The 17,652-nt window shown below is 62.4% G+C and carries 16 protein-coding genes and 1 tRNA gene; 6 read left to right on the forward strand and 11 right to left on the reverse strand.

What is annotated here, in order from left to right:
- Positions 1 to 13: 13 nt before the first annotated feature.
- On the reverse strand, positions 14 to 1,276 hold the full coding sequence (locus V6766_RS02010) for a class I SAM-dependent methyltransferase (protein ID WP_448463111.1): 1,263 nt from the start codon (positions 1,274 to 1,276) through the stop codon (positions 14 to 16).
- A gap of 281 nt (positions 1,277 to 1,557) precedes the next feature.
- Positions 1,558 to 3,843, reverse strand: a complete 2,286-nt coding sequence (locus V6766_RS02015) for a Tex family protein (protein ID WP_448463113.1) — start codon at positions 3,841 to 3,843, stop codon at positions 1,558 to 1,560.
- Positions 3,844 to 4,025: 182 nt separating this feature from the next.
- Between V6766_RS02015 and purD the strand changes: the two genes are divergently transcribed.
- From purD to xth, 4 genes are all read left to right on the forward strand, one after another.
- Positions 4,026 to 5,297: a phosphoribosylamine--glycine ligase gene (gene purD, locus V6766_RS02020; protein ID WP_448463115.1), complete on the forward strand. Its 1,272-nt coding sequence runs from the start codon at positions 4,026 to 4,028 to the stop codon at positions 5,295 to 5,297.
- A gap of 177 nt (positions 5,298 to 5,474) precedes the next feature.
- The gene (locus V6766_RS02025; protein ID WP_448463117.1) at positions 5,475 to 8,147 is read left to right on the forward strand and encodes a DNA translocase FtsK 4TM domain-containing protein; all 2,673 of its coding nucleotides are present in this window, start codon (positions 5,475 to 5,477) and stop codon (positions 8,145 to 8,147) included.
- A 99-nt stretch (positions 8,148 to 8,246) separates the two neighbouring features.
- A complete protein-coding gene (locus V6766_RS02030) occupies positions 8,247 to 8,972 on the forward strand; it encodes an outer membrane lipoprotein carrier protein LolA (protein ID WP_448463119.1) in 726 nt (241 codons plus the stop codon).
- 83 nt (positions 8,973 to 9,055) lie between these two features.
- The gene (gene xth, locus V6766_RS02035) at positions 9,056 to 9,868 is read left to right on the forward strand and encodes an exodeoxyribonuclease III (RefSeq protein ID WP_448463121.1); all 813 of its coding nucleotides are present in this window, start codon (positions 9,056 to 9,058) and stop codon (positions 9,866 to 9,868) included.
- Between the two features lie 369 nt (positions 9,869 to 10,237).
- Here the strand turns inward: xth and V6766_RS02040 are convergent, their stop codons facing one another.
- From V6766_RS02040 to V6766_RS02080, 9 genes are all read right to left on the reverse strand, one after another.
- A complete protein-coding gene (locus V6766_RS02040; protein WP_448463123.1) occupies positions 10,238 to 10,915 on the reverse strand; it encodes a ceramidase domain-containing protein in 678 nt (225 codons plus the stop codon).
- Positions 10,916 to 11,405: 490 nt separating this feature from the next.
- Positions 11,406 to 11,606, reverse strand: a complete 201-nt coding sequence (gene yacG, locus V6766_RS02045) for a DNA gyrase inhibitor YacG (protein ID WP_018067568.1) — start codon at positions 11,604 to 11,606, stop codon at positions 11,406 to 11,408.
- A complete protein-coding gene (locus tag V6766_RS02050; protein WP_448463126.1) occupies positions 11,603 to 12,223 on the reverse strand; it encodes a Maf family nucleotide pyrophosphatase in 621 nt (206 codons plus the stop codon). The genes yacG and V6766_RS02050 overlap by 4 nt, the downstream gene beginning before the upstream one ends.
- Positions 12,224 to 12,247: 24 nt before the next feature.
- Entirely contained in the window at positions 12,248 to 12,466 is a 219-nt protein-coding gene (infA, locus tag V6766_RS02055; protein WP_018067566.1) for a translation initiation factor IF-1, read from the reverse strand.
- A 246-nt stretch (positions 12,467 to 12,712) separates the two neighbouring features.
- On the reverse strand, positions 12,713 to 13,186 hold the full coding sequence (locus V6766_RS02060) for a UPF0262 family protein (RefSeq protein ID WP_448463128.1): 474 nt from the start codon (positions 13,184 to 13,186) through the stop codon (positions 12,713 to 12,715).
- 2 nt (positions 13,187 to 13,188) lie between these two features.
- Positions 13,189 to 14,487 (reverse strand): histidinol dehydrogenase, encoded by a 1,299-nt coding sequence (hisD, locus tag V6766_RS02065; RefSeq protein WP_448463130.1) that lies wholly within the window; start codon positions 14,485 to 14,487, stop codon positions 13,189 to 13,191.
- 44 nt (positions 14,488 to 14,531) lie between these two features.
- Entirely contained in the window at positions 14,532 to 14,972 is a 441-nt protein-coding gene (locus tag V6766_RS02070; protein WP_448463132.1) for a DUF2948 family protein, read from the reverse strand.
- Positions 14,973 to 15,068: 96 nt separating this feature from the next.
- Positions 15,069 to 16,361: a UDP-N-acetylglucosamine 1-carboxyvinyltransferase gene (gene murA / locus V6766_RS02075; protein WP_448463134.1), complete on the reverse strand. Its 1,293-nt coding sequence runs from the start codon at positions 16,359 to 16,361 to the stop codon at positions 15,069 to 15,071.
- A 222-nt stretch (positions 16,362 to 16,583) separates the two neighbouring features.
- On the reverse strand, positions 16,584 to 16,769 hold the full coding sequence (locus V6766_RS02080; protein WP_448463136.1) for a hypothetical protein: 186 nt from the start codon (positions 16,767 to 16,769) through the stop codon (positions 16,584 to 16,586).
- Between the two features lie 140 nt (positions 16,770 to 16,909).
- Here V6766_RS02080 and V6766_RS02085 point away from each other — a divergent pair.
- Both V6766_RS02085 and V6766_RS02090 read left to right on the forward strand, forming a co-directional pair.
- Positions 16,910 to 16,984: transfer RNA gene (locus tag V6766_RS02085), tRNA-Thr, on the forward strand.
- Positions 16,985 to 17,211: 227 nt separating this feature from the next.
- Positions 17,212 to 17,355 carry a DUF1127 domain-containing protein gene (locus V6766_RS02090; RefSeq protein WP_230719442.1) on the forward strand — a complete coding sequence of 48 codons (144 nt, stop codon included), beginning with the start codon at positions 17,212 to 17,214 and terminating at the stop codon, positions 17,353 to 17,355.
- Positions 17,356 to 17,652 lie beyond the last annotated feature (297 nt).

Consider the following 17,652-nt stretch of genomic DNA (forward strand, 5'->3'; position numbering starts at 1 on the left):
GATCGAAGCGGGATCAGGGAAACTCGACAGGCTCCAGCGGCGCCCGGTTCGCTTCCGCGGCTTTCAGTTTGTCTTCCGCCTCGAACATATAGCGGCGGTTATTGGGCGTGGCAAACTGGCTCTTTGAAAGCTGCATCTGGAAGATGAACATCTTGTCCCACTCGAACGCCATTTCGGAGCCAGCGAGATAGAATTCCCACATCCGGAAGAACTGCTCGTCATAGAGCTTGATCGCCTCTTCCTTGCGCGAAACGAAGCGCTCGCGCCATGCCCGCAGCGTATAGGCATAATGCATCTGCAGGATTTCGATGTCGCGCACGAGCAGGCCGGATTTTTCTACGGCCGGCAAGACCTCGGCAAGCGAGGGAATGTAGCCGCCAGGGAAGATGTATTTTTCGATGAACGGGTTGTTGAAGCCGTGGGCGGCGACATCGCGGCCGATCGAATGCAGCACCATCACGCCGTCATCATCCAGAAGCTCGAAACACTTGTCGAAAAAATTCTGGTAGCGGCCGATGCCGACATGCTCGAACATGCCGACCGAGACGATCCGGTCGAAGGGCTTGGTCTTCATGGTCCGGTAGTCCTGAAGTTCGAAGCGCACCTTATCGGAAAGGCCGCGCTTTTCCGCGCGATTGGCGGAAATCGCAAGCTGCTCGTGGGACAGCGTGATGCCGGTGCAGTCCACGCCCGCCATCTCGGCGAGATACATGCTGAGCCCGCCCCAGCCCGAGCCGATTTCGAGAACGCGCTGGCCTTCGTTCAGTCTCAGCTTGGCGGCGATGTGGCGCTTCTTGGCAAGCTGCGCCTCGTCGAGCGTAATATCCGGCGGATCGAAATAGGCGCAGGAATACTGCCAGTCCTCATCCAGAAACAGGCTGAACAGCGGCGGTGTGAGGTCGTAATGGTGCGAGACGTTCTTGCGGTTCCTGTTGATCGGCAGTCGCGTCTGCAATTGGGCCAGACCGGTGCGCCAGAACAGCCTGGCCGCCATCAGCGGCGAGAACACGATAGCGAGCGTATTGCGGCGCACCAGCGACAGGAAGTCGTAGATATTGCCCTCCTCCATCTGGAAGCGGCCCTGCATATACATTTCGCCAAGCGCGAGCGCCGGGTCTGTCGCCACCAGCTTTTCGGCCTCCCTGTCGGTGAAGCGGACCGCGACGGGATCGCCGGTGCCATCCCCGAAGGTCGTTATCGTCCCCGTTGCGTCTTTAACCCTCAAAGTGCCTGTTTTTATGATCTTTTCGACCAGGTTGAACAGCTGCGAAGCCATCACAATCCCCCGAATGCTTGCGTATGTCACATATTATTTCACGCACATTATTCATTCTGACGCAAGAAACAAGGCGGGCGTCCGATCTCCGATCGACACGTTTCCGGGTATAAATAGCCACGTTGGCAGTTCTGGGGTTGTGTGATGCCGGCCGTTCAACGCTACCAGCGCGGTTCGTGCAGGCAGCAGAGGCAGGTAGGTTGGTCGCCGGCCGGTGAGACGCCAGCCGTTTCCGGATCGTCTGATTCTCGATTGTAGGATTGAAGATCTGGGCTCCCGATTCACCTCTTGCGCATCGCATCCGCCAGCGCCGCGCCGAACGCGCCCTGCGACTGCGGCTTGCCGCCCCGGTCATTGCCGCGCTCGCGCGGCCGATCGTTGCGGGGCCCACGGGCGGCAGGCGCGCCGTCGTCCTTCTTCATCGAAAGCCCGATGCGCCTGCGTTTCACATCGACGTCCACGACCCGAACCTTCACCACGTCGCCGGCTTTCACCACCTCATGCGGGTCCTTGACGAAGCGGTCGGCGAGCTGGGAGACGTGGACGAGGCCGTCCTGGTGCACGCCGATATCGACGAAGGCGCCGAAGGCGGCGACATTGGTGACGGTGCCTTCCAGCACCATGCCGGGCTTGAGGTCCGAAATCTCGTCAATGCCGTCGGCAAAGCTTGCCGTCTTGAACTCGGGCCGCGGGTCGCGGCCGGGCTTTTCGAGCTCCGACAGTATGTCGCGCACGGTCGGCAGGCCGAAGCGGTCATCGACGAAGGCGCGCGGATCGACGGCCTTCAGGGCCGCGCTGTCGCCCATCAGCGCGCGCAGGTCGCGGCCGCAGGCGGCGACGATCTTCTTCGCCACATCATAGGCTTCGGGATGGACGGCGGAGGAATCGAGCGGCTCTATGCCGTCGCGGATGCGCAGGAAGCCGGCGCTCTGCTCGAAGGCGCGGGGGCCGAGGCGGGCGACCTTCAGCAATTCCTTGCGGCTTCTGAACGCGCCATTGGCATCGCGGTGGAGCACGATCTGCTCGGCGATCGAGGGGCCGAGCCCGGAAACGCGGGCAAGCAACGGCGCCGACGCAGTGTTGAGATCGACGCCCACGCCATTCACCGCATCCTCGACCACGGCATCGAGCGAGCGCGACAGTTTCATCTGGTCGACATCGTGCTGGTATTGACCGACGCCGATCGATTTCGGCTCGATCTTGACGAGCTCCGCCAGCGGATCCTGCAGGCGGCGGGCGATCGAAACCGCACCGCGCAATGAGACGTCGAGGTCCGGAAATTCCTTCGCCGCCGTCTCCGAGGCTGAATAGACCGACGCGCCGGCCTCCGACACCACCACCTTCATCGGCTTCGGATCGGGCACCGCTTTCAGTACGTCGGCGACCAGTTTTTCTGTTTCGCGGCTGGCCGTGCCATTGCCGATCGCGATCAGCGAGACGTTGTGGCGCGCGATCAACGCCTTTAGCGCGGCCATAGAACCCTGAATATCGTTGCGCGGCTGGAACGGGTAGATGGTGGCGGTGTCGAGCAGCTTGCCGGTGCCATCGACGGCGGCGACCTTGACGCCGGTGCGGATGCCCGGATCGAGGCCGAGCGTGACGCGGGAGCCGGCGGGGGCGGCCAGCAGCAGGTCCTTCAGGTTGCGGGCGAAGACGTTGATGGCCTCGTCTTCGGCGCGCTCGCGCATCTCACGCATCAGGTCGAGCGAGAGCGAGGTGGAGAGCTTCACCCGCCAGCACCAGCCGGCGACCTGCATCAGGAAGGCGTTGGCCTTGCCCTCACCATCGATGTCGAAGAAGCGCGCGATCATCTGCTGGGCGGGCTTGACCGGGGAGGGGTTGTCGCGGTCGGCTTCGATCGCCACCGACAGCACTTCCTCGTTGAAGCCGCGCAGCATGGCGAGAACGCGGTGACCGGGTGCGGTCGCGAATTTTTCGGCATGGTCGAAATAGTCCGAGAATTTCTGGCCGGCCTCTTCCTTGCCGGGCACCACGGTGGCGTAGAGCATCGCGTTGTCGCGCATATATTGCCTGAGCCTGCCGACGAGTTCGGCGTTCTCGGCAAACTCCTCCGACAGGATATCGCGCACGCCGTCGAGGGCCGCGCGAGTGTCGGCGACCTTGTCGTTGACATAGGCTTCGGCGAGTTTCTCCGGGTCCGAAGTGCGGTCGCCGAAGATTGCGTTGGCCAGCGGCTGCAGGCCGTTCTCGCGGGCGATCATCGCGCGGGTGCGGCGCTTCGGCTTGTATGGAAGGTAGAGGTCTTCGAGTTCGGATTTGGTGGTGACGGTGGCGATCTTGCCGGAAAGCTCATCCGTCATCTTGCCCTGGCCGGTGATTGATTCGACGATGGTGGCACGCCTTGCCTCCAGTTCGCGCAGATAGGCAACGCGCTCGGCGAGCGTGCGCAGCTGGCCGTCATCGAGCCCGCCGGTCGCCTCCTTGCGGTAGCGCGCGACGAAGGGCACGGTCGCGCCCTCATCCAGAAGCTTCAGCGCGGCATCCACCTGATCGGGGCGGGCCTTGATTTCCTCTGCGACGATGCGGGCGATTTTTTCTGCGGCCATCAATCTCGTTCCATCTTTCACGGAGACGCGAATTTAGGCGTTCATCGCGCCGAAACAATGGCTTTGGCAAGGGCGCGCGCAGCCTTCCACAATATTGCCCCGGATGTTAACGCAGCGCGGCCTTGACCTTTGCCGCCGGCCTGCTTACCCAACCGCCAGCAGGTGACAAACGGAGCGGACCCATGAATGTCCTTCTGATCGGTTCGGGCGGGCGCGAGCATGCGCTGGCCTGGAAACTCGCGCAATCCCCCGAAATCGGCGAATTCTATGCCGCTCCCGGCAATCCGGGCATTGCTGCCCATGCGGTCTGCGTGGCGCTCGATGTCACCGACCATGCCGCCGTCGTCGCGTTCTGCCGCGAAAAGGCGGTCGATCTCGTGGTGGTCGGCCCCGAGGCTCCACTGGTCGCGGGTCTTGCGGATGACCTGCAGGCTGCCGGGCTGAAGGTGTTCGGCCCCACCAGGGCGGCGGCGCAGCTTGAAGGCTCCAAGGGCTTCACCAAGGATCTGTGCGCGCGCTACAACATCCCGACCGGCGCCTATCAGCGGTTCGACAATGCCGAGGCTGCCAAGGCCTATGTGCTGGAAATCGGCGCGCCGATCGTGATCAAGGCCGATGGCCTTGCCGCCGGCAAGGGCGTCACCGTCGCCCGCACCAATGACGAGGCGCTTGCCGCGATCGACGACTGCTTCTCCGGCACGTTCGGCGCGGCCGGCGCGGAAGTGGTGGTCGAGGAGTTTCTGGTGGGCGAGGAGGCGAGCTTCTTCTGCCTGTCCGATGGAAAACATGCCCTGCCGCTCGCCACCGCGCAGGATCACAAGGCCGTCGGCGATGGCGACACCGGGCCGAATACCGGCGGCATGGGCGCCTATTCGCCGGCTCCCGTGATGGACGCCGCGATGATCGAGCGCACGATGAAGGAGATCATCGAACCGACGATCCGCGGCATGGCGGAGATGGGCCACCCGTTCCAGGGCGTGCTTTATGCCGGCCTGATGATCACCGAAAAGGGGCCCGAGCTGATCGAATACAATGCCCGTTTCGGCGATCCGGAATGCCAGGTGATGATGATGCGGCTGAAGAGCGATCTGCTGCCGATCCTCCTTGCGTGCGCCGAGGGCAGGCTCGATTCGGTTGGCGCCGATTGGAGCGAGCAGACGGCGCTGACGGTGGTGATGGCCGCCAAGGGATATCCCGGAAGTTATAAGAAGGGCAGCGAGATCAAGGCGCTGCCCGCCGATGACGCCACCGCCCGCACCTTCCATGCCGGCACGGCCATCAAGGATGGCAGGCTGGTGGCCAATGGCGGCCGGGTGCTGAACGTTACCGCGCTTGGGCCCAACGTCACCGAGGCGCAGACCCGCGCCTATGAGCTGATCGAAAGCATCGACTGGCCCGAAGGCTTCTGCCGCCGCGATATCGGCTGGCGCGCGGTCGCCCGCGAAGAGGGCTGAGCGGAAAACCGCAGGCAAATACCCGAAAACGATCGGTGGAAAAGGTCCGGCCGGGCCAGCGCCCGGCGATGGTTAAAGAGGCTTTAACCCATCGCTGTTAGCCTCGGCTGCGAATCTGCCGGGAGACCCCTTGTTTCCGGGCGGGTGCGTTCGGTTGAAGGTATGAGGGTATTGGTCATGGCTGCACGGGCAGAGCGGTTTGAACACAGAAGCGGCGGCGAGTTCTCGCTTATCGGATTTGTCCGCCGCTATGTGGCAGCGCTTTTCGGGTTCGGGTTGTTCGTGGCGCTCTGCCTTGCGATTGCGGCGATGGCGACGTGGAATGTCGATGATCCGAGCAAGCTTCATGCCACCGGTCGCCTGCCGACCAATATCCTCGGCTATCCCGGCGCCGATTTCGCCGACATCGTGATGCAGGCCTTCGGGCTCGCCAGCGTATTCGCGCTTCTGCCGGTGCTCGCCTGGTCGCTGGCGATGATGGCGGGAAAGCGGATTTATCGCAAACCCTCGCGCTTCTTCGCCTGGATCGGCGCTGCGATCGTCACCGCCGCCGTGCTCGGCTGCGTGCCGCCGCCGCCGACATGGCCGCTGCCGAACGGCCTCGGCGGGGTTTCCGGCGATCTGATCCTGCGTTTCCCGGCGCTGTTCATCGGGCAATATCCTTCGGGGCTGGCCGCGATGATCGTGGGCGGCATTTTCGCGCTGCCGGCGCTGTTTCTCCAGCTTTATGCCGCCGGCCTGATCATTCGCCAGCCGAAGGTCGTTCCCGAAAAGCCGGCCGCGAAACGCCATTCGAGCGATCCCGGTGCGCCGACGGTTTCCGATCTGTCGGAGGAGCGCGAAGGCTGGTTCTCGCTTGCGCCGCTGATCGGCTACGCCGCCCATACCTGGTACATTTCCCGCGCCCGCTTCAACAAGATCTTCGGCCGCCGGCGGGATGAGGACGAGGATTTCGACGCGCCCTATGATTTCAACGAGGACAGTTTCGACCGGCTGGACGATGACGAGCCGGCCTATCCGTCATCATGGCGGCGCAGCGGTGAGCCGAGCCTTGTCGATCCTGACCGTCCGCGCGAGACGGGTTACCGGCCCGCCGACCCGCCGCCCTTCGACTATGACGGGCAGATGGGCGACGATTTCGACGATGATGACGACCTTCCCGAGGGCGTGCTGAGCGCGGATTTCGGCTCGTCCGAGCCGCGCGTCACGCGCCAGACGCCGCGCGCGCCGGTGGTGGCAGCCCCCGCGCCGCCGCCGAAGCCGGTAAGCGCGGAAACCGTGCGCCGGCCTTCCCACGGGTCGATTTCGCCGCGCGGTTTCGAACTGCCGTCTGCCGCGCTGCTGGCCGAGCCCAAGGGGCTTTCCCGCGACAAGGCGCTCTCGAAAGAGGTGCTGGAGGAAAATGCCCGCACGCTGGAGAAGGTGCTCGAGGATTTCGGCGTGAAGGGCGAAATCATCCACGTCCGACCCGGCCCGGTCGTCACCCTTTACGAACTGGAGCCGGCGCCCGGCATCAAGTCCTCGCGCGTCATCGGCCTTGCAGACGATATCGCCCGCTCGATGGCGGCGATCTCGGCGCGCGTCGCCGTCATTCCCGGCCGCAACGCGATCGGCATCGAACTGCCCAATCCGCATCGCGAGACGGTATTCCTGCGCGAAATCATCGCCAGCCAGGATTTCCAGAACTCCAAGGCCAAGCTTGCCATGGCGCTCGGCAAGACGATCGGCGGCGAATCGGTCACGGTTGACCTTGCCAAGATGCCGCATCTCTTGATCGCCGGCACCACCGGCTCCGGTAAATCGGTCGCGGTCAATACCATGATCCTGTCGCTGCTTTACCGGTTGTCGCCCGAGCAGTGCCGCCTGATCATGATCGACCCGAAAATGCTCGAACTCTCCGTCTATGACGGCATTCCGCACCTGCTTTCGCCGGTGGTGACCGATCCCAAGAAGGCGGTCGTCGCGCTGAAATGGACGGTGCGAGAGATGGAAGAGCGCTACAAGAATATGGCCAAACTCGGCGTGCGCAATATCGACGGCTTCAACAGCCGCGTGGCGCAGGCTCAGGAAAAGGGCGAGACGCTGTCGCGCACCGTGCAGACCGGCTTCGACCGCGAGACCGGCGAGGCGATCTACGAGACCGAGGAATTCGATCTCGAGCCGATGCCCTATATCGTCGTGATCATCGACGAAATGGCCGACCTGATGATGGTCGCGGGCAAGGACATCGAGGGTGCTGTCCAGCGTCTGGCGCAGATGGCGCGCGCGGCGGGCATCCACGTGATCATGGCCACCCAGCGCCCGTCGGTCGACGTCATCACCGGCACGATCAAGGCCAATTTCCCGACCCGCATCTCCTTCCAGGTGACTTCCAAGATCGACAGCCGCACGATCCTGGGAGAACAGGGGGCCGAACAGCTTCTCGGCCAGGGCGACATGCTGCACATGGCCGGCGGCGGGCGCATCCAGCGCGTCCATGGTCCGTTCGTTTCCGACCCGGAAGTCGAGGACATCGTCGCCTATCTGAAGACCCAGGGCACGCCGGAATATCTCGACGCGATCACCGCCGACGAGGATGAGGACGGCGACGGCGGCTATGATGGCGACGGCGGCAGCGCCGGTAATATGGCGAAGTCGGACGATCCCTATGACCAGGCGGTGGCGATCGTGCTGCGCGACGGCAAGGCCTCGACCTCCTACGTCCAGCGCCGCCTCGGCATCGGTTACAACCGCGCGGCAAGCCTGATCGAGCGGATGGAGCAGGAAGGCGTGATCGGCCCGGCCAACCACGCCGGCAAACGCGAAATTCTGGTGCCGACGGAGCAGGACATCATTGAAGGCCCGCGCTGACGCACCATCTTTGCCGGCAGAAACATTCAGGCCGAGCCGCCCCGAAAACGCCTCTTTGGCGGCGCAACCGGGCCGCAATCAGTTTTCAGGATCGGATATATGAGCAAGTCTAAAAATACTTCGTCCCTGGTTCGCCGGCAGTTTCTCGGCGGTGTCGTTGGCGGCGCGGCGCTGCTGATCGGCCTGCCGGCCTTTGCGCAGGCTCTTCCCTCGGGAAGCAATGTGCCGACACCGACCAAGCGCGACGGCTCCGTGCAGGTGGCGCAGGCAACATCCGCTTCGTCCGGCGTTGCGGCCCAACGGGTCGCCGACCACTTTTCCTCGGTCAAGACGATGACCGGCGAGTTCATGCAGTTCGGCCCGCGCGGCGAGCAGTCCGGCGGCAAGTTCTATCTGGAACGGCCCGGCAAACTGCGCTTCGACTATGACCCGCCATCGACGCTGAAGGTGATCGCCGATGGCCGCAACGTCGCCGTCGGCAATGGCGATCTCGATACCTGGGATTTCTATCCGCTGTCGCGCACGCCGCTGTCGCTGCTGCTTGCCGACCAGATCGACCTCCAGCACCGCATGGTGCGCGATGTGCGCGAGCAGAACGGGCTGACGGTGATCGTGCTCGGCGACAAGTCGATCTTTGGCGACCAGGTGATCACCATGATGTTCGACAGCAAGACATTCGACCTGCGCCAGTGGACCATTACGGATGCCCAGGGCAAGGACACCACGGTGATCCTCTCCAACGTGCGCACCGGGGTGAAGTTCGCCCGCTCGGTGTTCCGCATTCCCTACGATCAGATCATGGCAAGCCCGGGCAGCAACAACTGACGGGTCAAGGGGAGGGCGCCCTTCCGGTCGCCCGGCGAATCGCCTAATGCTGATGCCCCGTTCAGCAAGGAAGGCGATTGCCGGTGGAATTGAGACTTACGACCTGGAACATCAATTCGGTGCGCCTGCGCCTGCCGATCGTCGAACGCTTCCTGAAGGACTATCAGCCCGATATCCTGTGCCTTCAGGAAATCAAATGCCTGAACGACCAGTTCCCCTACAAGCCGCTGCGCGAACTTGGTTACGAGCATATCGAGGTGCATGGCCAGAAGGGCTATCACGGGGTCGCGATCGTCTCCCGCATTCCGCTCGGCGAGGGGTTTTCGACGGATTACTGCGCCATGGGCGACACCCGCCACATCTGCGCGGTGTTCGATGCCGGCGGCAGGAAGATCAGGCTGCATAATTTCTATGTGCCGGCCGGCGGCGACGAGCCTGATCCCGAGATCAACCCGAAATTCCGCCACAAGCTCGATTTCCTGGAAGAGATGAAGGTGCTGAAGGCCGATCAGGGCGACGGCATCGGCTCGATCCTGGTCGGAGACCTCAATATCGCGCCGATGGAAAACGATGTCTGGTCGCACAAGCAGCTTCTCAAGGTCGTCAGCCACACGCCGGTCGAGACAGAAGGCATGAAGGACCTGATCGCCAAAGGCGGCTGGGTGGACCTCATGCGCCACGTCACGCCGGAGGACGAAAAGCTCTACACCTGGTGGAGCTACCGCGCCAAGGACTGGCAGGCCGCCAATCGCGGTCGCCGGCTGGACCATATCTGGACCTCGCCGGACCTCGTCCCGGCCTTCCAGCGCTTCGATATCCTCACCGAGGCGCGGGGCTGGGAAAAGCCGTCCGACCATGTGCCGGTGACGGCGTATTTCAACCTAGGTATATCCTAGCGAGACTAATTAAGCGTTGACATTTCTAATAAAACTAGTACAATATCCTATAGAGGGGTGTATAATTGTACCGCATCAGGGCTATGCCGGCTTCGCCGGCATAGCCCTGATGCGGTGTGCTTTTTACTTGATTTTTTTAGAAAATTACAGAAATTTTTAAGCTTTGAATTAAGTTCAAATGAATTTATGTCGATTTTTTTGTCTTTTTCTCTATTAATAGTTTTTTGTCTCGTTTCATTTTTTGTTTTCATATTATTTTTATTCATAATGCATAACCTTAATGACTTGATTATTGGGTGCGTTTCTGGATTCATTGTAGCATTTATTATGACTTTATTCAAGTGAATACTGTGCCTACTCAAGGGTTTATTACCTTGTGGAAGGCGGCAGCTCCCTCACTGCGCCCATCAGCAATATGCCGAGCACAGTGGCGTTGAGGATGTGCCAGAGGAAGTGGGTGCCGATCCCCGCCGTCGCCATGCAGGTGGACTGGTCGAGACTGCGGAATGTCAGCGACATGATGAAGATCGCGGTGGCGCCGGCGAAATAGCGCCAGACCGGATGATCGCGCCATGCCGCGATCACTGAAGCGACCGCCATGGCGATGAGGGCAGGGGCGTATTGCAGCGAGCCGTTGAGCGGTGCCTCACCGTCGCGCGAGACAAGACCCACGAGATAGACGACGAGCGCGAAGCCCATGATGGTCGCGATCATGTAGCCGATGATATCGAACGTCTTGCCGCCGGCCACCCGCACGAACAGCAGCAGAATGTAGAGAAAGAAGAACAGCCAGATCGGGATCACGTCGAGCGCTGCCGAAAACGGCGTGGCGAGCGTGTGGAACAGGAACGACCCGACGCCGATCACCCCGACCAGCGCGATGACCGTCAGCTCCAGCAGGCTGCGCTCGGGCCTGCGCCAGGCCGCGGGCCAGGCGACGAGCGCCGCGATGATGAAGGCAAGGTTGGTGAGCGCGTTGAGCGGCTCGGCCCAGAAACCGGCGGCGGTGCGTTCGCAATAGATGTCGATATAGGGTGCGGGATCCATCGTTTTCACCGGAGCATTTTGCTGCAACGGCCCGGATGGTTCCCCCGTTTTGGGCTTTGATGCAAGGGGGAGCCGGAATTTTCCGGCGCAGGCCGCTATCGAAGCCCTTCCCGTCCTTCTCCGTCATGCCGGCTGGCAGAGGAAATTGCATATGGCTCGCCGCAAAGCCCCCAAGCCTTCTCGCCCCGGAGGGGAGAGATGCCCCGACAGGGGCAGTGAGGGGCGAGTCTTTCACCGCGAACGCCTTCAGAGGCTGAAATGCTGCATCACCCTCACTGTCGCTTTCGCGACATCTCTCCCGCAGGCGGGAGAGAGGAGTTGGAGCGAGCGGCAAGGCTCATATGCAAATTGTCTCCGGCGGAGAGGGAGCGACGCCGTGATTGCGCAGAGCAATTCCAGGTGAAGTGGACACCGGTTCACCGTCCGAAATTGCGTAAAAACTCTAAGGGGGCATAAGCGAAGCCGGAAATTTCTGACGCGTCCGCGCGCCTCAATATTCGCCCTCATCGCCGTCCGCCTTCGATTCGTCCTCGGCGACGGGGATGGCGTAGGAGCCGGTGAGCCAGCGCGACAGGTCGAGTTCGCGGCAGCGATTGCTGCAGAACGGGTAGTCCTCGCGGGTCGACGGGCGTCCGCATTCGGGGCATTTGCGCGGTTTGCGCAGTGGCTCGACGCTTGCCTTGGTGGTCATGTCCATTCTCCTGCGATATCGAAGCCGCGGCCGGAAAGCAGCATCGCGGTCTCGTAAAGCGGCAGGCCGATCACGGCGGAATGCGAGCCGACGATCCGGCTGATGAAGGCCGCTGCCGGGCCCTGGATGGCATAGCCGCCGGCCTTGCCATCCCAGTCGCGCGAGGCGAGATAGGCCGCCATTTCCTGTTTCGAAAGATGCTTGAAGCTGACGCGGGTTTCGACGACCCGCTCCTTGTGGCCGCTTTCGCCGACCGGGTGAACGCAAAGCCCGGTATAGACCCGGTGACCGCGTCCAGAAAGCAACGCCAGGCAGGCGCTCGCCTCTTCTTCCGTCTCCGCCTTCGGCAGGATCCGCCGTCCGACGGCCACCACCGTATCCGCCGCGATCACTAGCGCGCCGCGCCATTCGGCAACATCGGCGAGCGCCTTACAGACGGCTTCCGCCTTCTGGCGGGCGAGCCGGCCGGCAAGCTGGCGCGGGGTCTCCTTGGCAAGCGGAGTTTCGTCGATATCGGCGGGATGAACGCGATCGGGCGTCACGCCGATCTGGGCGAGCAGCTCGACCCTGCGCGGTGACGCCGATGCCAGCACGAGTTTGGGGTTCGTTGCGGTCAAGCCGGATCCTCGGCGTCGGCGCTTTTACTTGAAGCGGTAGGTGATGCGGCCCTTGGTCAGGTCATAGGGGGTCATTTCGACCAGAACCTTGTCGCCGGCCAGAACGCGGATGCGGTTCTTGCGCATGCGGCCGGCGGTGTGGGCGATGATTTCGTGCTCGTTCTCGAGCTTGACCCGGAAGGTCGCATTCGGCAGAAGCTCGACGACGACGCCCGGAAATTCAAGTACTTCTTCTTTTGCCATGTATGTCGTTTCTTTTCCTTGTTGCGTTGCCGGAAGACCGGTCAAAACGCCACGACCCCGCTGAGGCTCGTGGCCGGCGGGGAAGTGCCAGTTTCATTGGGTTGCAGCCCTGGCGCAGCGGGTAAACGCGCGGAGAACTGCGGGATTTGCGGCGGAACCTACACAATAGTTCGCCGTTTGTGAACCTTGTTTGCTTGTATGAACGCTTTTTGTTCCGCGCCGGCCGCAATGCCTGCACCGCGCCGATCAGCCGCGCCAGTAAAGCACGCAGAACAGGGTGAACAGCCGCCGCGCGGTGTCGAAATCCATTTCGATCTTGCCCTTCAGCCGGTCCTGAAGCGTTTGCGAGCCTTCGTTGTGGACGCCGCGACGGCCCATGTCGATCGCCTCGATCTTGGCGGGGGAGGCGGATTTGATGGCTTCGTAATAGCTGTCGCAGATCATGAAATAGTCCTTCACGATCCGCCGGAACGGCGTCAGCGACAGGATATGGGTCGCGACCTTCTCGCCGTTTTCGAGCGTGATGTCGAACACCAGCCGCTTTTCGATGATCGACAGCGTCAGCTTGTAGGGCCCGCCTGTGTGGCCGACCGGCTTGAAGTGGTTTTCCTCCAGGAGGTCGAAGATCGCGACCGCGCGTTCATGCTCGACATCGGGCGAGGCACGGCCGATGCTCTCGTCGAGTTCGACATCGCTCAGCCTGAATTCGCCCTCGCTCATTGCTAGTCCTTGCGGTTGAGGCGGATGGATACCGATCGTCCGTGGGCGGACAACCCCTCGCATTCTGCAAGCTCAATGGCCGCCGGCGCAAGCGCATTCAGCTGCTCGGGGCCAAGTTTCAGGATCGAGGTGCGTTTCATGAAGTCCAGCACCGACAGGCCGGAGGAAAACCGGGCGGAGCGGGCCGTCGGCAGTACATGGTTGGAGCCGCCGACATAATCGCCGATCGCCTCCGGCGTGTGATGACCGGCGAAGATGGCGCCGGCGTTGCGCACGGAGGGGATCAGCGCGTCCGGGTCGTCAACCGCGAGCTCCAGATGCTCCGGCGCGATGCGGTTGGCGATCGGCATGGCGGCTTGAAGATCCGGCACGGTGATGATCGCGCCGAAATCGCGCCAGCTCGCGCCCGCGATCTCGGCGCGGGGCAGCGTCTTCAACTGCCGTTCCACGGCCTCCTCCACGGCGCGACCGAGGGCGGCGTCCGTGGTGATCAGGATCGACTGAGCGCCGCTGTCATGCTCGGCCTGCGCCAGAAGGTCGGCCGCGATCCAGTCGGGGTTGTTGTCGCCATCGGCGATAACCAGCACCTCGGAGGGGCCGGCGATCATATCGATGCCGACCGTGCCGAACACGGCGCGTTTGGCGGCTGCGACATAGGCATTGCCGGGGCCGACGATCTTGGAGACCGGCGCGATTGTTTCGGTGCCATAGGCAAGGGCGGCGACAGCCTGCGCGCCGCCGATGCGGTAGATTTCGGTCACGCCAGCGATCTTCGCGGCGGCAAGCACTGCCGGATTGACGGCGCCCTTCATCGCCGGCACCACCATGACGATGCGTTCCACGCCCGCGACCTTGGCGGGAACCGCGTTCATCAGCACCGAACTCGGATAGCTCGCCGTGCCGCCCGGCACGTAAAGCCCGACGGCCTCGACCGCCGTCCAGCGATGGCCGAGACCGACGCCGATATCGTCCTCGTAGAAATCGTCCTTCGGCAATTGCCTTGCGTGGTGGCTGCGGATGCGTTTTTCGGCAAGCGTCAGCGCCTCGATCACCTTGGGTTCGACGGCGGCATAGGCGGCGTCGATCTCGTCCGCGCCGACCCGCATTGGGGTGACGGCGAAGTCGATCCTGTCAAACCGGGCCGAATAATCGGCAAGGGCGGCATCGCCCTCGGCACGCACGCGGGCGAGGATCGTCTCGACGACGTCGGAGACATCCTTCGAGACCTCGCGCTTCATCGAAAGCAGGTCCCTGAAGGCGCTCTCGAAACCATCATCCGCCGCGTTCAGCCAGATCGCCATATTTGCCTCGGTCACTCAATTGAAGAAAGGATCAGCGGAAGGGTTCAGTGGGGGTGGTGGGGTCTGGCGCGAGCTTCCCAGCTACCGGAGAGATCGCTCATCAGCGCCTCGATGCATTCGACATCGGCGACGATCTCGCCGCCGCCTGACAAGTTCAGCACGATCGAGCCTTCCGGCCCTTCGCCGGCCTTCTCGAACTGGATGGAGAGAAGATTGTTGACCTGATCGCGCGCATCGCGCTCGAGCCCGATGCTGCGCACCGCAGTCACCCGCTTGAACACCAGCGCCGCGCGCCGCCGCTCGGGCTTCTTGAAGAAGCCGCGCTTCTTTTCCCAGACGAACCGGTTGGTGAGAAGCTGAAGCTGTGCCGCCACCTTCGAGAACGTCACGTCCGGCGAGAGAAAGACGGCGTCCTGCATATGCGCCGAAATCACCGCGAGGTCTTCCTCGTCCAGCGCCATAAGCTTCAGGGGATCGGTCGTCATTGCATAAATTCCCGGCGGTTATCGTTTACACCGAGATAGAGCCAAGGGAGGGATTTCGCAACCGCAAGACCCCGCCCTTGGACCAGTTTATCCGGCTCAGTCGGAAATCCGCTCGATTTCCGCGCCGCAATTGGTGAGCTTTTCTTCCAGACGCTCGAAACCGCGGTCGAGATGGTAGACGCGCGAGACATTGGTTTCGCCCTTGGCGGCAAGCCCGGCAATGACCAGCGACACGGAAGCGCGCAGATCCGTCGCCATCACCGGCGCGCCGTGGAGCTCCTTGACGCCGCGAATGGTCGCCGTCTGGCCGGACAGCGCGATATCGGCGCCGAGGCGTGCCAGCTCCTGCACATGCATGAACCGGTTTTCGAAAATGGTCTCGACGATCCGCGCCGTGCCCTTGGCGCGGGTCATCAGCCCCATGAACTGCGCCTGCAAGTCGGTCGGAAAGCCGGGATAGGGCTCGGTGGTGACATCGACCGGACGGATATCATCGCCATGGCCGACGATATGGATGCCGGTTTCGGTGGTGGTGATTTCCGCGCCGGCGGCGCTCAGTGCGGCAAGCGCTGCGGAAAGCAGCTTGGCATCGGTATTTTCAAGCGTGACTTCGCCGCCGGTCATGGCGACAGCCATGGCATAGGTGCCGGTCTCGATCCGGTCCGGCAGCACGGCGTGGCGCGCGCCGGAAAGCGAGGTGACGCCCTCGATGGTGATCGTGGTCGTGCCCGCGCCCTCGATCTTCGCGCCCATGGCCTTCAGGCAGTTGGCGAGATCGATGATTTCCGGCTCGCGCGCGGCGTTTTCCAGAATGGTTGTGCCGTTGGCGAGCGTTGCGGCCATCATCAGCGTGTGGGTGGCGCCGACCGAGACCTTGGGGAACACATAGCGGCCGCCGGTCAGCCCGCCCTTCGGGGCTTTCGCCTCGACATAGCCGCTGTCGATTTCGATCTCCGCGCCCATTGCCTTCAGACCCTCGATGAACAGGTCGACGGGGCGGGTGCCGATGGCGCAGCCGCCGGGCAGCGAAACCCGGGCGATGCCCTCGCGCGCCAGAAGCGGGCCGATGACCCAGAACGAGGCGCGCATCTTGCGCACCAGTTCATAGGAGGCGGTGGTGTCTGTAATCGTCGGGCACGAGAAATGAATGGTGCGGGCATAGCCGTCGCCCTGGCGCTCGCGCCGGCCCTTGACCGAGATATCGACGCCATGGCTGCCGAGAATGCGCATCAGCGATTCGACATCGGCCAGATGCGGCACATTCTCCAGCGTCAGCGTGTCGCTGGTGAGCAGCGAGGCAATCATCAGAGGCAGGGCGGCGTTTTTCGCGCCGGAGATGGGGATGACGCCCTTGAGCGGATTTCCGCCGACGACTCTGATTCTATCCATATGATGTTACTCCGGGCAGGCCCGGCCTCTCCTTAAAGCTATGGGGCGTCGGATTAGACGAAACGGCCCGTATGATCAATCGCATTGGTTGACAAGTCGTTGCCGGAACCGACGGATTCGCGCGAGATCGAGATTAAGATGCGATAAGAACCACAGGGACCGGCCAAAAATGGCGAGGGCGTGGCGGGGAGGGGCAAAAACACCGTTCTCGAAACGGCGGAATCAATCGTCGCGGTTTTCCCGCTGGCCCGCCGCCGGCAGGCCGTCGGTCTCGTCGGCCGCGCCCTTGCGGCGCGCGCGCGACTGCTGCTTGCGCCGCATCAGGTTTTCTCTCAGCTTCTGCGCCGCGCGGGCCTTGCGCTCTTCCGCGGCGCGCTCGGATGCTTTCTTGCTCGGCTTGTCGTCCATGGCTGTCATCGTTTCGGCAAAACGGTTGGGATCGGAAAGAATTATCCTGAAGCGTCTTGCACTCGAAGTCGAGCTATGGCAATAGGCCGCTTGCCTGCACCGGACCGGTGCCGGAAACCTTCCGCAAGTCGGAAATACGGGCTGCCGTAGCTCAGGGGTAGAGCACTCCCTTGGTAAGGGAGAGGTCGAGAGTTCAAATCTCTCCGGCAGCACCATTCACTTTTTCTCATTGTATCTTTCGACAAAGGCCGTGCAACGCCCACGCCGCTGGCTTCCTACATCCATGCGCGGCAGTTTTCTGTTCGCATTCCGGAGCCCTGCGTTTTTTGCATAGGCGCAATGCTCAAACGTCTCTGTTCGCGTTCGGATCAATCGATTATATCCCGGTTCAAGACGAATTGATGAGCGTCAATCAGACGCTGCCGAACGAAGGAGAATGACAATGGGTGTTACGCGCACTTTCAACAACTGGATGAAGTACCGCCAGACTGTTGCCGAGCTTGACCGCATGTCGACCCGCGAGCTCTCCGATCTCGGCATCAGCCGTCAGGACATCCGTCGGGTTGCCCGCAAGGCTTCCTTCTGACACGACAAAATTCGGAATTCGTGGGGCATCCTCCTCCTCCTCCCAAATGCCCCTCGATAGGTCGGTGATCCTCCTCCTCCTCCCAAATCACCGGCCAACCAAAATGACGCTCACCGGATCCTCCTCCCCCGGTGAGCGTTATTTTTTTGTCTTCCGGTCTGCGTCATGACCGATCCGCATTCCTCTTGCGTACCGAAAATCTCAAGCCTTGCATTCAACGCATAGGACTTTTGCTTTTGCCTATCTGCCAGGCAACCGTTGAAACGCCTATATCGGAATTGTCGAAAGACAGGGATG

It is taken from the genome of Martelella sp. AMO21009, assembly GCF_053484295.1.

Excerpts from the sequence above, each read along its gene's own strand:
- V6766_RS02010 (WP_448463111.1), bottom strand. The coding sequence starts at position 1,276 with ATGGCTTCGCAGCTGTTCAACCTGGTCGAAAAGATCATAAAAACAGGC.
- V6766_RS02015 (WP_448463113.1), bottom strand. The coding sequence starts at position 3,843 with ATGGCCGCAGAAAAAATCGCCCGCATCGTCGCAGAGGAAATCAAGGCC.
- purD (WP_448463115.1), top strand. The coding sequence starts at position 4,026 with ATGAATGTCCTTCTGATCGGTTCGGGCGGGCGCGAGCATGCGCTGGCC.
- V6766_RS02025 (WP_448463117.1), top strand. The coding sequence starts at position 5,475 with ATGGCTGCACGGGCAGAGCGGTTTGAACACAGAAGCGGCGGCGAGTTC.
- V6766_RS02030 (WP_448463119.1), top strand. The coding sequence starts at position 8,247 with ATGAGCAAGTCTAAAAATACTTCGTCCCTGGTTCGCCGGCAGTTTCTC.
- V6766_RS02040 (WP_448463123.1), bottom strand. The coding sequence starts at position 10,915 with ATGGATCCCGCACCCTATATCGACATCTATTGCGAACGCACCGCCGCC.
- yacG (WP_018067568.1), bottom strand. The coding sequence starts at position 11,606 with ATGACCACCAAGGCAAGCGTCGAGCCACTGCGCAAACCGCGCAAATGC.
- infA (WP_018067566.1), bottom strand. The coding sequence starts at position 12,466 with ATGGCAAAAGAAGAAGTACTTGAATTTCCGGGCGTCGTCGTCGAGCTT.
- V6766_RS02060 (WP_448463128.1), bottom strand. The coding sequence starts at position 13,186 with ATGAGCGAGGGCGAATTCAGGCTGAGCGATGTCGAACTCGACGAGAGC.
- hisD (WP_448463130.1), bottom strand. The coding sequence starts at position 14,487 with ATGGCGATCTGGCTGAACGCGGCGGATGATGGTTTCGAGAGCGCCTTC.
- V6766_RS02070 (WP_448463132.1), bottom strand. The coding sequence starts at position 14,972 with ATGACGACCGATCCCCTGAAGCTTATGGCGCTGGACGAGGAAGACCTC.
- murA (WP_448463134.1), bottom strand. The coding sequence starts at position 16,361 with ATGGATAGAATCAGAGTCGTCGGCGGAAATCCGCTCAAGGGCGTCATC.
- V6766_RS02080 (WP_448463136.1), bottom strand. The coding sequence starts at position 16,769 with ATGGACGACAAGCCGAGCAAGAAAGCATCCGAGCGCGCCGCGGAAGAG.
- V6766_RS02090 (WP_230719442.1), top strand. The coding sequence starts at position 17,212 with ATGGGTGTTACGCGCACTTTCAACAACTGGATGAAGTACCGCCAGACT.